The sequence below is a fragment of the Streptomyces sp. NBC_00341 genome (assembly GCF_041435055.1).
Classification (GTDB): domain Bacteria; phylum Actinomycetota; class Actinomycetes; order Streptomycetales; family Streptomycetaceae; genus Streptomyces.
In genome coordinates this window covers 5,845,228-5,860,998 of record NZ_CP108002.1, presented here as the reverse complement: position 1 = coordinate 5,860,998, position 15,771 = coordinate 5,845,228, and the positions used below count along the sequence as shown (strand labels likewise).

General features: G+C 66.8%; 11 protein-coding genes. 5 read left to right on the top strand and 6 right to left on the bottom strand.

What is annotated here, in order from left to right; translation table 11 throughout:
- The first annotated feature begins 486 nt into the window (after window positions 1–486).
- From OG892_RS26570 to OG892_RS26550, 5 genes are all read left to right on the top strand, one after another.
- The gene (locus OG892_RS26570; RefSeq protein WP_079193494.1) at window positions 487–1,515 is read left to right on the top strand and encodes an ABC transporter permease; all 1,029 of its coding nucleotides are present in this window, start codon (window positions 487–489) and stop codon (window positions 1,513–1,515) included.
- 83 nt (window positions 1,516–1,598) lie between these two features.
- Complete coding sequence (locus OG892_RS26565; RefSeq protein ID WP_371630464.1) at window positions 1,599–3,386, top strand: ABC transporter substrate-binding protein; 1,788 nt, start codon at window positions 1,599–1,601, stop codon at window positions 3,384–3,386.
- Window positions 3,387–3,478: 92 nt separating this feature from the next.
- Window positions 3,479–4,459: an ABC transporter permease gene (locus OG892_RS26560; protein WP_073736637.1), complete on the top strand. Its 981-nt coding sequence runs from the start codon at window positions 3,479–3,481 to the stop codon at window positions 4,457–4,459.
- Between the two features lie 71 nt (window positions 4,460–4,530).
- Window positions 4,531–5,496: an ABC transporter ATP-binding protein gene (locus OG892_RS26555; RefSeq protein ID WP_242436752.1), complete on the top strand. Its 966-nt coding sequence runs from the start codon at window positions 4,531–4,533 to the stop codon at window positions 5,494–5,496.
- 26 nt (window positions 5,497–5,522) lie between these two features.
- A complete protein-coding gene (locus OG892_RS26550; RefSeq protein WP_073736639.1) occupies window positions 5,523–6,629 on the top strand; it encodes an ABC transporter ATP-binding protein in 1,107 nt (368 codons plus the stop codon).
- A 209-nt stretch (window positions 6,630–6,838) separates the two neighbouring features.
- Here OG892_RS26550 and OG892_RS26545 read toward each other — a convergent pair whose 3' ends face one another.
- The 6 genes from OG892_RS26545 to typA form a co-directional block, all read right to left on the bottom strand.
- On the bottom strand, window positions 6,839–7,987 hold the full coding sequence (locus tag OG892_RS26545; protein ID WP_371630463.1) for an ABC transporter ATP-binding protein: 1,149 nt from the start codon (window positions 7,985–7,987) through the stop codon (window positions 6,839–6,841).
- Window positions 7,980–9,038 carry an ABC transporter ATP-binding protein gene (locus OG892_RS26540; protein ID WP_073736641.1) on the bottom strand — a complete coding sequence of 353 codons (1,059 nt, stop codon included), beginning with the start codon at window positions 9,036–9,038 and terminating at the stop codon, window positions 7,980–7,982. Before OG892_RS26540 ends, OG892_RS26545 begins: the two co-directional genes overlap by 8 nt.
- 11 nt (window positions 9,039–9,049) lie before the next feature.
- Entirely contained in the window at window positions 9,050–10,000 is a 951-nt protein-coding gene (locus OG892_RS26535; protein ID WP_073736642.1) for an ABC transporter permease, read from the bottom strand.
- A complete protein-coding gene (locus OG892_RS26530) occupies window positions 9,993–10,925 on the bottom strand; it encodes an ABC transporter permease (protein ID WP_073736643.1) in 933 nt (310 codons plus the stop codon). The genes OG892_RS26535 and OG892_RS26530 overlap by 8 nt, the downstream gene beginning before the upstream one ends.
- 168 nt (window positions 10,926–11,093) lie before the next feature.
- Complete coding sequence (locus OG892_RS26525) at window positions 11,094–12,734, bottom strand: ABC transporter substrate-binding protein (protein ID WP_073736644.1); 1,641 nt, start codon at window positions 12,732–12,734, stop codon at window positions 11,094–11,096.
- A 705-nt stretch (window positions 12,735–13,439) separates the two neighbouring features.
- Window positions 13,440–15,311 (bottom strand): translational GTPase TypA, encoded by a 1,872-nt coding sequence (gene typA / locus OG892_RS26520; RefSeq protein WP_073736645.1) that lies wholly within the window; start codon window positions 15,309–15,311, stop codon window positions 13,440–13,442.
- Between the last annotated feature and the right edge of the window lie 460 nt (window positions 15,312–15,771).

Genomic DNA, 15,771 nt, shown 5'->3' with positions numbered 1-15,771 from the left:
CTCGTCTTACGTCAGGTCAAATATCACCGCAGACCGGTCCTTACGCATATTTACCCCCGCCATCCGGGCACTCCGGAAGTCACCCGGACGGCGGGAGTGAGTGCCGAGCGGACACTTTTGGCCGGTGCATGCCAAGCGCGCGAGAGCCACGACCCCGGCCTGACAAGCGGCGAAGCGGTAACGGCAACACAACGAACGCGCATCGACCCAGGGGCGGCCCGACCGGATGCACGGATTCCGAGACATGACCGCCCGTATATCGGACTCATTGCCGGATTCCCGACGGTTCGCCCAGGAATTTCCCCTGGAAAAGGTAAAGGGAAGGTAATGGCACACTCTGCCATTGGTCATGTATAAGTCAAGCTTCCAAAGAGCAGCTCAAGGCGGTCCGACATTCATTGACCCTGCATGAATTGCGTTGAAAAAGTCCGGGTAGCCCGTAGGTGTGCCCTGCGGAGTCCTTCGACCCTCCGGGCCAGGAGCACCATGACGATTCCCACCTCGAACGCGGCAGCCTCTCTTGAACCGGCCAACGCGGATCCGCAGAAGACGCCGGAACCCACGGCACTGAAGGGCGGTGACGGGCGCTCTCCGGGCAAGCTGGCCTGGCGGCGCTTCAAACGCGACCGGTCCGGGGTCATTTCGGCCTATGTGGTCATCTTCTTCTTCCTGGTCGCCATCTGCGCGCCGCTGATCTCCAAGGTCTACGGCAAGGACCCGTACACCACTTACGGGCAGAACCAGGACGGCCTGCTCAACGACTTCGGCTTTCCCATCAAGCCCAACGGCGGTATCAGCGGCGACTTCTGGTTCGGCATCGAGCCGCAACTGGGCCGTGACCTCTTCACGTTCCTCACCTACGGCATCCGCAACTCGCTGTTCATCGCGGGCGTGACGACGCTCCTGGTGACCGTCCTCGGCATCGTGATCGGCGTGACCGCCGGCTACCTGGGCGGGAAGACCGACTACTTCATCGGCCGGGTCATCGACATCCTGCTGGCCTTCCCCTCGACGCTGTTCTTCATCGCGTTCTGGCCGGTGCTCATCTCGATCCTGGTCTCCCCCGAGGACGCCACCCCGGTCTGGCTCACCGTCACGAGCCTGATCCTGGTCATGACGGCCTTCGGCTGGGCGTCCATCGCCCGCCTGCTGCGCGGCGAGGTACTCGCCCTGCGCGAAAGGGAGTTCGTCGAGGCCGCGAAGGTGACCGGCGCCTCACCCGCACGGATCATCTTCAAGGAACTGCTGCCCAACCTGTGGACGCCGATCCTGATCCAGGCGACCCTCGCTCTCCCCATGTTCGTGAGCGCCGAAGCCGGACTCGCGTTCCTCGGGGTCGGACTGACGGCGAAGACACCCGACTGGGGCGTGATGCTCCAACGCGGCGCCGACGTCTACCAGGACGACATCACCTTCATGCTCTTCCCCGGAATCTCGATGGTGGTCTTCGTCCTCGCGTTCAACCTCCTCGGCGACTCGGTCCGGGACGCTCTCGACCCGAAGACCAAGCGCTGACAGTTCCGCCCCCGGACCGGAGCGACGGGGCTCCGCCGGATCATTCGACCCTCTTCCCTCTTCACCGACCAGGGCAGGTTGCCATGTCTCTCTCCCGCAGAAACTTCGTCATCGCCACATCCGTCGCGGCGGGCGGCTCGCTCGTCCTCTCCGCGTGCAGCAGTGGCGACTCGGGCGGCGGCGGTGGCAAGGGCTCGCCGAACGCCGGCGCGACCGAGTACACCGGCGCGACCGTCAAGATCGGTACCGCGGAGGACTCGAAGGGTCCCGCCGCCGAGATCGCCGGCGCCAAGAAGGGCGGGACGATCTACGGCATCTCCGAGGACGACTTCTCCCACCTCGACCCGCAGCGCATCTACTTCGCGTTCAACTCCAGCGGCGCCGCGCTGTTCGCGCGCGGCCTCACCGGCTACAAGGTCGACGACAAGGGCGGGATGACCCTCGTCGGCGACCTGGCCACCGACGTCGGCACGGCGTCCGCCGACAACAAGTCCTGGACCTTCACGCTGAAGGACGGGCTCAAGTGGCAGGACGGCAGCGAGCTGACCGTCGAGGACGTCCGGCACGGCATCGAGCGGGCCTGGGCACCGTTCATCACCGAGGGCGCCGCCTACGTGCAGCAGGCGCTCACCGGCAAGGGTGACTGGCGCAAGGGCTACGAGGGTCCGTACAAGGGCAAGCACCTGGACTCGCTCGTCATCGACAAGGCCAAGAAGACGATCACCTTCAAGCTGGCCGAGGCCCGCCCGGACTTCAACTTCACCCTGGCCATGAGCTGCTACGCGGCCACCTCGGTGAAGCTGGACACCAAGGAGAAGTACGACAAGCAGCCCGCCTCCTGCGGTCCGTACATCGTCAAGCACCGCACCATCGACAAGTCGATGACGCTGACGCGCAACAAGCACTGGGACCCGGCGACGGACCCGATCCGCAACGCCTACCCGGACACCTTCGAGTTCGAGTTCGGCCCCACCTCGCTGGAGTCCGCGGACCGCTTCATCGCGGACCAGGGCAAGGACCAGCAGATGATCTCCATCTACAAGTCCGTGCCCGCCGAGCGCATGCAGAAGGTGCTCACCGACCCCGACCTGAAGAAGCGGACCTTCAACGGCCTGCTCACCGGCACGTACTACTACGCGATCAACTGCAAGCGCATCACGGACGTCGAGGTGCGCAAGGCGCTCAACACCGCGTGGCCGCTGGAGCAGATCCGCAAGATCTACGGCGGACCGTCCGCGGGCGACTACGCGACCACGATCCTCAGCCCCGACATCCTGGGCCGCAAGGAGTTCGACTTCTACGGCAAGCTGAAGACGCCCAAGGGTGACGCCGCGGCGGCCAAGGCGATCCTCAAGAAGGCCGGCAAGGTCGGCCAGAAGATCGTCTACACCTACCCGCAGAGCCCCACCTACGACAAGACGGCCGTCGTCATCGAGAACGCGCTCAAGGCCGCGGGCTTCACGCCGGTCATCAAGCCCGTCGACTCGACCTCGTACTACGACCAGATCCAGCAGGTCGACAACAGCTTCGACGTCATGTGGTTCGGCTGGTCCCCGGACTGGCCGACCGCCTACACGATGATCCAGCCGCTGTTCGACAGCGCCAACATCGGCAACGGCCAGAACAACGTCTCCCAGGTCAAGGTCGACTGGATCGACGCGGCCATCAAGAAGAACGTCGTCGTCGACGACCAGAAGGCGGCCGGTGCCGCCTGGGCCGCGCTGGACAAGCGGATCATGGACGAGGTCGTCCCGGTCATCCCGGAGACCTTCCAGCGCCGCTTCTACCTGTACGGCTCCAAGGTCGGCGGCGCCATGATGGACCCGCAGTTCTCGGCGACGATCATCTACAAGACGTACGTCAAGGCCTGACGAACGGCCCCTGCGGGGCGCGGGCGGACCTCCGGTGAAGAGCCGCCCGCGCCCCTCCTACCCCTCGGCATCCGTCAGGAAATCCAACTGCCATGCTGCGCTTCCTTCTCCGCCGTACTCTCGGCGCCGCGGTCATCCTGCTGATCATCAGCGCCCTGGTCTTCTACCTCTTCTACGCCGCCCCCCGCGACCCCGCCCGGGTCGCCTGCGGCAAGGTCTGCACGCCCGAGACCCTCGCGCTGGTGCGGCACAACCTGGGGATCGCCGACCCGATACCGGTGCAGTACTGGCACTGGCTGCAAGGGATCTTCGTCGGGCGTGACTACGCGTCCTACGGGCACTGCCCGGCCCCCTGCCTGGGGTACTCGTTCATCAACCGCGAGCCCGTCTTCGGCACGATCATCGACCGCTTCCCGACCACCCTCTCGCTCTCCGTCGGCAGCGCCTTCGTGTTCGTCATCTTCGGTGTCGGCGCCGGCATGCTCGCGGCCGTCAAGCAGGGCAAGCCGCTCGACAAGGTCGCGTCCTCCGCCTCGCTGATCGCCTCCTCGATGCAGATCTACATCGTCGGTGTGCTCGCCATGTACTTCCTCACCGACCAGTGGCACCTGCTGGACCGGCCCAGCTACACGCCGTTCACCGACAACCCGGGCGCGTGGTTCTCGGGGCTCCTGCTGCCCTGGCTGGTGCTCTCCGTCATCTTCACGGCCAACTACACCCGCATGGCGCGCTCCCAGCTGGTGGAGTCGATGAGCGAGGACTACGTCCGCACGGCCCGCGCCAAGGGCCTCTCCCGCCGGACCGTGTTCTTCAGATTCGCCTGGCGCGGAGCCATGGGCCCCATCGTCACCATCTTCGGCCTCGACCTCGGCGTGCTCCTCGGCGGCGCGATCATCACCGAGAAGGTCTTCAGCCTCCAGGGCATCGGCACCCTCTCGGTCAAGGCCGTGTCGACCAACGACCTGCCGACGCTCCTCGGCGTGATGATGGTGGCCGCGGTCGCGATCGTGCTCCTCAACATCGTCGTGGACGCCGTCTACGCCCTCATCGACCCGCGCGTCCGCCTCGCCTAGGGAGAGATCCAGTGAGCACCCCCTTCCTCTCCGTACGCGATCTGCGCGTGCACTTCTCCACCGAAGACGGCATGGTCAAGGCCGTCGACGGGCTGTCCTTCGACGTCGAGCACGGCAAGACCCTCGGCATCGTCGGTGAGTCCGGCTCCGGCAAGTCCGTCACCAACCTCTCGATCCTCGGTCTGCACCACCCGGACCACACCGAGATCGAGGGCGAGATCCTGCTCGACGGGCAGGACCTGCTGGCCGCCTCCGAGCGGGAGCTGGAGCGTCTGCGCGGCAACAAGATGGCCATGATCTTCCAGGACTCGCTGGCCTCCCTCTCGCCGTACCACACCATCGGCAAGCAGATCGGTGAGACGTACCGCAAGCACACCGGGGCGTCCAAGCGCGAGGCGCGGGCGCGGGCCGTGGAGATGCTCACCAAGGTCGGCATCCCGCAGCCGAACCTGCGCGTCGACGACTACCCGCACCAGTTCTCCGGCGGTATGCGCCAGCGCGCGATGATCGCCATGGCGCTGGTCTGCAACCCCGCGCTGCTGGTGGCGGACGAGCCGACGACGGCCCTCGACGTCACCGTGCAGGCCCAGATCATGGACCTGCTCAAGGACCTCCAGCAGGAGACCGGCACCTCGATCATCTTCATCACCCACGACCTCGGCGTCATCGCCGACATCGCGGACGACGTCCTGGTGATGTACGGCGGCCGGTGCGTGGAGCGCGGCACGAAGAAGGAGGTGCTGCGGGCGCCCCAGCACCCGTACACCTGGGGTCTGCTGGGGTCGATGCCGACCCTGGAGGGGCCGGTGGACGTACCGCTGTCGCCGATCCCCGGATCGCCGCCCAGCCTCCTCAACCCGCCGACCGGCTGCCGCTTCCACCCCCGGTGCTCTTTCACCGAGCGGGTCGGCGGCAACCGCTGCTCGACCGAGCAGCCTCCGCTGGAGCTGACCGCCGGTCGCGGGGCCGCCTGCCACCTGACGCCCGAACAGCGTGTGGAGTTCTTCGCAGACTTCGCCGGCGCCCGGACCAACTGACGTACAAGAGACGGGACTTCCCTTCTATGAGCAGCACCGATCCCCTCCTTGACGTCTCCGGACTCACCAAGCACTTCCCGATCAAGGGCGGCTTTCCGATCCGTCGGACGATCGGCGCGGTCCAGGCCGTGGACGGACTGGACTTCTCGGTCGCCCCGGGCGAGAGCCTCGGCCTGGTCGGTGAGTCCGGCTGCGGCAAGTCGACGACGGGCCGGCTGATCACCCGGCTGCTGGAGCCGACCGGCGGCCGGATCACCTACCGCGGGCAGGACATCAGCCACGCCTCGCGCAAACAGCTGGCCCCGATCCGGTCCGAGATCCAGATGATCTTCCAGGACCCGTACGCGTCGCTGAACCCGCGCCAGACGGTCGGCAAGATCATCACGGCGCCGATGGAGATCAACGACGTCAACCCGGCCGGCGGCCGGGAGGCCCGCGTCCGCGAGCTCCTGGAGACCGTCGGGCTCAACCCGGAGCACTACAACCGCTTCCCGCACGAGTTCTCCGGCGGCCAGCGCCAGCGCATCGGGGTGGCCCGCGCGCTGGCCCTGGAGCCGAAGCTGATCGTGGCCGACGAGCCGGTCTCGGCGCTGGACGTGTCGATCCAGGCCCAGGTGGTGAACCTGCTGCAGAAGCTGCAGAAGGAACTGGGCATCGCGTTCCTCTTCATCGCCCACGACCTGGCGATCGTGCGCCACTTCTCGCAGCGCGTCGCCGTCATGTACCTGGGCCGGATCGTGGAGATCGCCGACCGCGACGACCTGTACGGCAACCCGCGCCACCCGTACACCAGGGCGCTGCTCTCCGCCGTCCCCGAGGCCACCGCCGACGATGTGCCGGCCCGCGACCGCATCCGGCTGACGGGCGACGTGCCGTCGCCGGTCAACCCGCCGTCCGGCTGCCGCTTCCGCACCCGCTGCTGGAAGGCGACGGACAAGTGCGCGAGCGAGGCGCCGCCGCTGGTCCGGGTCGAGGGCAGCCGGGAGGGCCACCTGACGGCCTGCCACTACCCCGAGGAGCCGGGTACGGTCTCGGCCGTCCCGAAGGCGCGTACGGCGTCCGAGGCGTCGAGCCTCGACAAGAAGCCGGACCTCGGCAAGAAGACCGGCGAAGACCCCAAGGCCCGCGGCTGACACCCCTCACCGCGGCCCCGGGGAAGCCCCGTGGACGACGTACCTGACCGGTCCGTCCGTCCGCGGGGCTTCCCCGGCCCAGGGAACCGAGCACGTCGGCCCATTGACCCGAGCCACCTGCGCGCCCGGTTTCCGGGAATACGGGAAAGGCGCCCGGAACCGATCGGTTCCGGGCGCCTTCTGCTGCCCTGGGTGCGGTGGGCGGACGGTTACGAGGCCGCCGCGCCGACCACGTCCTTCTCCTCCGCGAAGTGGCAGGCCGACTCGTGCGCGGCCGGCGTCGTGGAGGTCTTGAAGCGCTCGGGGATGGCCAGCAGCGGCATCTCCTCTGCGCACTTGGCCTCGGCCTTCCAGCAACGGGTGCGGAAGCGGCAGCCCGAGGGCGGGTTGGCCGGCGAGGGGACGTCCCCGGAGAGGATGATCCGCTCGCGGCCCTCACGGGCCTCCGGGTCCGGAACCGGGACCGCCGACAGCAGCGCCTGGGTGTAGGGGTGCGTCGGGTGGTCGTAGATCTGCGTGTCCGTACCGATCTCGGCCATCTTGCCGAGGTACATGACGCCGACCCGGTCCGAGATGTGCCGGACGATCGACAGGTCGTGCGCGATGAAGAGGTAGGAGAGGTTGAACTCGTCCTGGAGCTTCTCCATCAGGTTGATGACCTGAGCCTGCACCGACACGTCGAGCGCGGAGACCGGCTCGTCGCAGATGATGATCTCGGGGTTGAGCGCGAGGCCGCGGGCGATGCCGATGCGCTGGCGCTGGCCGCCGGAGAACTGGTGCGGATAGCGGTTGATGTACTCCGGGTTGAGACCGACGACGTCCAGGAGCTCCTGGACCTTGCGCCGGCGGTCGCCCTTGGGAGCCACCTCGGGGTGGATCTCGTACGGCTCCCCGATGATGTCGCCCACCGTCATCCGCGGGTTCAGCGAGGTGTACGGGTCCTGGAACACCATCTGGATGTTGCGGCGCACGGCCTTCAGCGCGCGGCCGGACAGCTTGGTGATGTCCTGGCCCTTGTAGAAGACCTCGCCCGCGGTGGCCTGCTCCAGCGTCATCAGGAGCTTGGCGACGGTGGACTTGCCACAGCCGGACTCGCCCACGATGCCGAGCGTCTCGCCCGCGTAGAGGTCGAACGAGATCCCGTCGACGGCCTTGACGGCCCCGACCTGCTTCTTGAACAGGATGCCCTGGGTCAGCGGGAAGTGCTTGACCAGGTTGCGGACCTGGAGGATCGGCTCGCCCTGCGACACGGGGGCGTCGATGGCGGCTACGGACTCCGCCTCCGTGCCCGCGTCGACCGTCTCCACTTCGGTGACGTTCGGGGTGGCGTCCACGGGCTCCTTCTTCATGTCAGCCATGGATCGTCTCCTTCCAGAAGTGGCAGGCGCTGCCGCGTCCGACCAGCTCGGCGCCGTCCTGCTCGGTCACCGGGGCCAGGGCCGGGATGTCCGTACGGCAGATGTCCTGCGCCATGGTGCAGCGCGGGTTGAAGGCACAGCCCGACGGCACGTGGAGCAGGTTGGGCGGCAGGCCCTTGATCGCGAAGAGCTCCTGGCCCTTCTGGTCAAGGCGCGGGATCGATTCCAGCAGCCCCTTGGTGTAGGGGTGCGCCGGCCGCTTGTAGATCTCGTGGACCGGGGCGGTCTCGACGATCCGGCCCGCGTACATCACGGCGATCTTGTCCGCGACGTCCGCGACGACACCAAGGTCGTGCGTGATCAGGATCAGGCCCATGTTGTACTCGCGCTGGAGCTCCGCGAGCAGGTCCATCACCTGAGCCTGGACCGTCACGTCGAGCGCGGTGGTCGGCTCGTCCGCGATGATCAGGTCCGGTTCCAGGGCGAGCGCCATGGCGATCATGATGCGCTGGCGCATACCGCCGGAGAACTGGTGCGGGTAGTCCGCGACCCGGGCCGCGGCGGCGGGGATCTTCACCTGGTCCATCAGCCCGATGGCCTTGGCCTTGGCTTCCTTCTTGGACAGCCCCTGGTGGACCCGGAACATCTCGCCGAGCTGGTAGCCGACGGTGAGGACCGGGTTCAGCGAGGAGAGCGCGTCCTGGAAGATCATCGCGATCTTCTGGCCGCGGATCTTCCGGCGCTCCTCGTAGGACATCTTGAGCATGTCCTGGCCGCGGAAGAGGATCTCGCCCTGCGGGATCCTGCCCGGCGGCATGTCGAGGATGCCCATGATGGCCTGGGCCGTCACGGACTTGCCGGAGCCCGACTCACCGAGCACGGCGAGGGTCTCACCGGCGTTCACGGTGTAGTTGACACCGTTGACCGCCTTGGCCACACCGTCACGGGTGTGGAACTCCACGTGCAGATCACGGACGTCGAGCAGCGGGCCGACGTGGCCGTCACCCGAGCGCGGGGACGGGACTTCGGCGGTCTTGTCGATGGTGGTCACGTGCACCCTCCTTATCGCGACTTGGGATCGAGGGCGTTACGGACGGCTTCGCCGAGCATGATGAACGCCAGAACGGTGATGCTGAGCATGATCGACGGGTACAGCAGGATGTGCTGCGCGGTACGGATCTGCGCGGCGCCACCGGAGATGTCCATGCCCCACGAGATCGTCGGGTCGGCGAGACCCAGACCGAGGTAGGACAGGGTCGCCTCGGCGGAGATGTAGACGCCGAGCGAGATGGTGGCGACCACGATCACCGGGGCCATGGCGTTGGGCAGGATGTGCCGGAAGAGGATCCGGTTGGTACCCGCGCCCAGCGCTCTGGCGGCCTGCACGTAGTCCGCCTGTTTGATCACGATCACCGCACCGCGCATGACACGCGCGATCTGGGTCCAGCCCAGGAACGCCAGGGCGAAGATGACCACCCATACGGTCCGGTCGGAGAACGCCTGCAGCACCACCATGGCGCCCAGCAGGAAGGGGATGCCGAGGAAGACGTTGGTGAAGAACCCGGAGAGCAGGGCGTCGACCCAGCCGCCGAAGTAGCCGGCGAGCATGCCGATCAGCCCGCCGAACAGCGTCACCAGGAGCGTCACACAGACACCGACGGTCACCGAGGCGCGGGTGCCGTAGATGACACGTGCGTAGACGCTGTGGCCCTGGCCGTCGTAGCCGAGCCAGCCCTCGGAGCCGATCTTGCCCAGCTCCGGCTTGCCCAGGTAGTGGTGCACCAGGTCGGCGGAGGTCGGCGAGGCACTCGTGAACAGGCCGGGGAAGACGGCGATCACCAGCAGGATGACGATCAGTACCGACGAGATGATGAAGTACCAGTTGCTACGCAGGTCCCGCCAGGCGTCGCCCCACAGGCTGCGGGCCTTCTCGGCCTTGACTACCGCCGAGGGGTCCGCGAGGGGCGCCTTGGCGTCCTCGGGCGCGGGAGCGGTCTTGGTCACGTCAGGCATAACGGATCCTCGGGTCCAGGACCGCGTACAGCAGGTCGACGATGAGGCTCATGAGGAGGTAGACGAGCACCAGGATGGTGACGAGGCCGACGAGCGTCGTGCCCTCGCGCTTCTGGATCGACTCGTAGATCGTGCCGCCGATGCCCTTCACGTTGAACAGGCCCTCGGTGACGACCGCGCCGCCCATCAGGGCACCGAGGTCGGTGCCGAGGAAGGTGATCACGGGGATCAGCGAGTTGCGCATCAGGTGCACGCCGACGATGCGCCGCTTGGGAAGCCCCTTGGCGATGGCGGTGCGCATGTAGTCGGAGCGCAGGTTCTCGGCCATCGTCGTACGCGTGAGCCGCGCGACGTAGGCGAGCGAGAGTGATCCCAGCACGATGGCTGGTGCCAGTAGTTCGCTCCATTTGGCCTCACCGGACACGTTCGGTGAGATCCAGTCCAACTGGAAGGCGAACACCGCCTTGATGATGAAGCCGAGGACGAACACCGGGATCGAGATGATCAGCAGGGTGAAGACCAGGACCACGTTGTCGGTGAGCCGGCCGGCCCGCAGACCGGCGATCGTCCCGAGGCTGATGCCCACGACGATCTCGATGACGAACGCCATGCCGGCCAGCCGGAGGGTGACGGGGAACGCGTCGCCGAGGACGTCCGTGACGGGACGTCCGCTGGCTATCTGATCGCCGAAATCGAAATGCAGGACGATGCCTGTCATGTAATTCCAGTACTGCTGCAGAATCGGCAGATCAAGGCCCTTTTCATGGCGAAGTCTCGCCAGTGTGGCCGGATCGACACCCTTGTCCCCGAAGAGCCCGCGCACGGGGTCGCCGGGCAGCGTGTAGACCATCAGGAAGATCAGCAGCGTTGTCCCGAGGAAGACCGGGATCATCTGGAGCAGTCGTCGTGCGACATAGCGCCCCATCATGCCTCCATGTAATAGGCAAGCAGCAGCCAACGGGCCCTCCCCCGCACCCGACTTCCCCCTGAGGGTTCGTCGGATGCGTGGAAGGGCCCCCCGGCCACGGCGTGCGGACAGGCGCGGACCGTCTTTCAGCGGTCCCGCGCCCGCGCGCGGACTACGTCGGTGTGGTTACTTCTTGACTTCGATCTTGGTCAGGATCGGGTCGCCGTCCTGCGCGTAATCGACGTTCTGGACCTTCTCGGAGTAACCGGCGTTGACCTTGTAGTACCAGAGCGGGATGGAGGGCATGTAGTTCACCAGCTCCTTCTCGATCTTCTGGTAGGCCGCGACGGACGCGTCGAGGGAAGCCGCGGAGTCGGCCTTCTTGATCTCCGCGTCAAGGCCCTTGTTCGAGAAGTCACCCTGGTTACCGGCTGCGCCGGTACGGAACAGGTCCGAGATGAAGTTCGCGTTCACCGGGTAGTCGAGCACCCAGCCGGAGCGGTAGAGGGACTTGACCTCCTTGGCGTCACGCGCGTTCGTGTCGGCCTGGAAGTCGGCCTTCGAGTCGGTGGTGCAGGCGACACCGGTGGACTGCTTGATGCTGTTGCAGACCGCCTCGACCCATTCCTTGTGGCCGCCGTCGGCGTTGAACTGGATCGAGATCTTGTTACCAGGAACGCCGCCGCCTTCCTTGATGAGCTTCTTGGCCTTCGCCGGGTCGTACTTGGTGACGTCGCCCGCGGCGTCCTTCTGGTAACCGAGAACACCCTGTGCGACCCAGCCGGTGGCCGGCTCGCGCGTGCCCTGGAGCACGGTCTTGGTGATCGTGTCGCGGTCGATGCCCATCGACAGGCCCTGGAGGACCTTCGGGTCGATGTTCTTGAACTGCTTGGTGTAGAAGGCGACAGCGATCGTCTGGATCGACGAGTACGGCTTGTCCACCGCGCGGTCACCGAGGTCGGAACGGTAGACCGGGAGGTCCTTCGGGCCGATCTGACGCAGGACGTCGACGTTGCCCGACTTCAGGTCCTCGTAGGCGGTTTCGAGGGTGGTGTAGTTCTTGAAGATCACACCACCGTTCTTCGCCTTGTCGGCACCCTTGTAGTCGTCGTTGCGGACGACCTTGATCTGCTTCTTGTGGTCCCAGCTGACGAACTTGTACGCGCCGTTGCCGACCGGCTTCTCGCCGGCGGCCTTCGGGTCCGCGTAGAAGGACTCGGGCAGCGGGGAGAAGACCGTGTAGCCGAGCTTGTACGAGAAGTACGGCAGCGGCGAGTTCAGCTCGATGGTGAACGTGTAGTCGTCCACCTTCTTCAGACCGGACATGGCGTCCGACTTCGGCTTGGCCTTGGCGTCTTCGGGGTGGACGTCGGAGAAGCCCTTGATGTCGCCGAACCAGGACGCGTTGGTCTGGTTGTTCTTGATGTTCGCGGCCCAGTTCCAGGCCTTGATGTACGACTCGGCCGTGACCGGGGTCCCGTCGTGGAACTTCCAGTCCTTCTTGAGCTTGACCGTCCAGAGCTTGCTGTCCTTGGTGTCGACAGACTCGGCGTTGATCATCTCAAGCTTGCCGGCCGGGTCGTAGTCGACCAGCTGCGAGAAGATCGAGTCGGTGACGATGCTGCCGTTCGACTCCATCGTGTTGGCCGGCTGCAGCGGGTTCTGCGGCTCACCGACCTCGACGGAGAAGATGCCGTCAGCGTTGACAGCTCCCTTGGAGCCGCCCTTGCTCTTGTCGGCGTCGTCGTCCCCGCCGCCACAAGCGGTCGCAGCCAGGGCGATGATGGCCGCTCCCGCGACCCACTTGGCGCTCTTGGCACCACGCATGGGTTCCTCCTCATGAGTCCACTTTTGACTACAAGAAGGGCACTGGATTGATACACCGACACCCCTGACGGTGATCGTTTCAGTGCCCTGAGTGTGCTCGTGAGTCGGCACTCCCCACAGTGCGTGACCCATTGACCCGAGCTCAATGGAGCCAACTATTAAGTACGACTGGGCTGTAAACCACACTTAAAGGGTCTCGGTTTGACAACATCCCCTGGCCGCGTGGATCAAAATACGGACAAAATGACCCCAGACAGACACACCCGAAACGGACTGTTAACACATGTTCCGGAGAGCGACGCCCGATATCCGGACGCATGGTCCACAAAATCGGGTTGACCTCGCGGGCCCATCAGCCCTCCCGGCACCCGGCGAATCACGGAGTGGCGGCGCGGCCGGCCGGCGGCCTGAAGCGGACTCGGGCCCGCCGGTTACGGATGGTTCCAGCGTAAGCCAATAGGCGGGCGTGGATGGCTTGTTCACGTCCGTCACGGGCCCGTACGGCGCTCGTGCGTACAGCGGCCGCCGCGCTGCCACGCCGCCGTCCACCGCCCGTCCGCCGCCCGTCCGCCGCCCGTCACGCCGGAAGGGGCCCGGCACCGCGTGGTGAGCGGTGCCGGGCCCCTTCCGGCGTGCTGTGAGGGCCGTGCCCTTGAGCCGTGCCCCTGTGCCGTGCCCGGCGGGTCTCCGGGCGGGCGGCGGGTGTCAGCGCTTGGCGCGCGACGCGGAGCGGCCGCGCTCCTTCTGGTCCAGGACGACCTTGCGGATACGCACGGTCTCCGGGGTCACCTCGATGCACTCGTCGTCGCGGCAGAACTCCAACGACTGCTCGAGCGACAGCTTGCGCGCGGGCACCACGTTCTCCGTGGTGTCCGCGGAAGCCGCACGCATGTTGGTGAGCTTCTTCTCCTTGGTGATGTTCACGTCCATGTCGTCGGCGCGCGAGTTCTCACCGATGATCATGCCCTCGTAGACCTCCGTGGTGGCCTCCGTGAAGATGACACCGCGCTCCTGGAGGTTGACCATCGCGAACGGCGTCACGACGCCCGCGCGGTCCGCGACCAGCGAGCCGTTGTGACGGGTACGCAGGTCACCGAACCACGGCTCGTGGCCCTCGAAGAGGGAGTGCGCGATGCCGGTGCCTCGGGTCTGGGTCAGGAACTCCGTACGGAAGCCGATGAGGCCGCGGGACGGGACGATCCACTCCATGCGGACCCAGCCCGAACCGTGGTTCGTCATCGTCTCCATGCGGCCCTTGCGGGTCGCCATGAGCTGCGTGATCGCGCCGAGGTGCTCCTCGGGCGAGTCGATGGTCATGCGCTCGATGGGCTCGTACGTCTTGCCCTCGACCTGCTTGGTGACGACCTGCGGCTTGCCGACCGTCAGCTCGAAGCCCTCGCGGCGCATGGTCTCGATGAGGATCGCCAGCGCGAGCTCACCACGGCCCTGGACCTCCCAGGCGTCGGGGCGCTCGGTGTCCAGGACGCGCAGCGAGACGTTACCGACCAGCTCGCGGTCCAGACGGTCCTTGATCTGACGGGCGGTGACCTTGTGGCCCTTGCCGCCCTTGCCGACCAGCGGCGAGGTGTTCGCACCGATGGTCATCGAGATGGCGGGCTCGTCGACCGTGATGAGCGGCAGCGCGATCGGGTTCTCGGGGTCGGCCAGGGTCTCGCCGATCATGATGTCCGGGATACCGGCGATCGCGCAGATGTCGCCGGGACCGGCCTTCTCCGCAGGCTTGCGGGTCAGCGCCTCGGTCATCAGCAGCTCGGTGATGCGCACGTTGGACATCGTGCCGTCGCGCTTGATCCACGCGACGGTCTGGCCCTTGCGCAGCTCGCCCTGCTCGACACGGCAGAGCGCGATACGGCCGAGGAAGTTGTCGGCGTCCAGGTTGGTGACGTGGGCCTGGAGGGGGGCCTCGTCGTCGTACTCGGGGGCCGGGACCGCCGAGAGGATCGTGCTGAAGAACGGCTCCAGGCTGTCGCTGTCCGGCGGGACGGAACCGTCCTCCGGCTTGGTCAGCGAGGCGACGCCGTCACGGGCGCAGGCGTAGACGATCGGGAACTCGATCTGGTCCTCGTCGGCGTCCAGGTCCAGGAAGAGGTCGTACGTCTCGTCGATGACCTCGGCGATCCGGGAGTCCGGGCGGTCCGTCTTGTTGATGCAGAGGATCACCGGCAGCTTGGCCGTCAGGGCCTTGCGGAGCACGAAGCGGGTCTGCGGGAGCGGACCCTCGGACGCGTCGACCAGCAGGACGACCGCGTCCACCATCGACAGGCCGCGCTCGACCTCGCCACCGAAGTCGGCGTGGCCGGGGGTGTCGATGATGTTGATGGTGATGACGTCGCCGCCATCCTTGGGGTGGTACTTAACGGCCGTGTTCTTGGCCAGGATCGTGATGCCCTTCTCACGCTCCAGGTCGTTCGAGTCCATCATGCGTTCGTCGAGGTTCTCGGCGGCGTGCGCGGCGAAGGCGCCGGCCTGCCTGAGCATGGCGTCGACCAGCGTGGTCTTGCCGTGGTCGACGTGGGCGACGATGGCTACGTTACGGATGTCGTGGCGCGTGGGCATGGGTGGCTTGCGCTTCTCTCGGATCGGGGATTCAGGCGTCTTAGTCGGTCTTGAGTCCTCGTACGCCCGCCGGGCGGACGCGCCACGGCTAGTCCCATGGTACGGGCCGGGCGCCCCTGCGGCTTCCCGGGCAAGTCTTACCGGCCATGGAGGGGCCCCGCGCCGTGCGGAAGAGCCTTCGTCCGCTCCGTTTTTCCGCCCCCGTGATCAGGTGTTCCGGCGGTTTTCACCGGGGCCGTGAACATGGCCGCCCCGGGCGGACTCGGACGGGGACGCGGACGGGGACGCGAGTACGGGCGCCGGCCCGGCAGCCTCGGAGGTGGGGCTCCGAGGCCGCGGCTCCGAGGGGGAGCTCGGAGTGCTGCCGGTGCGCCTCGGCCGTCGGGGTTGGGGCCCCGGGGACCGGGAGGCGGAGCGGCTGCCCGGGTCAGCGGGTGCACACAGCCTTGCCCGCCGGCAG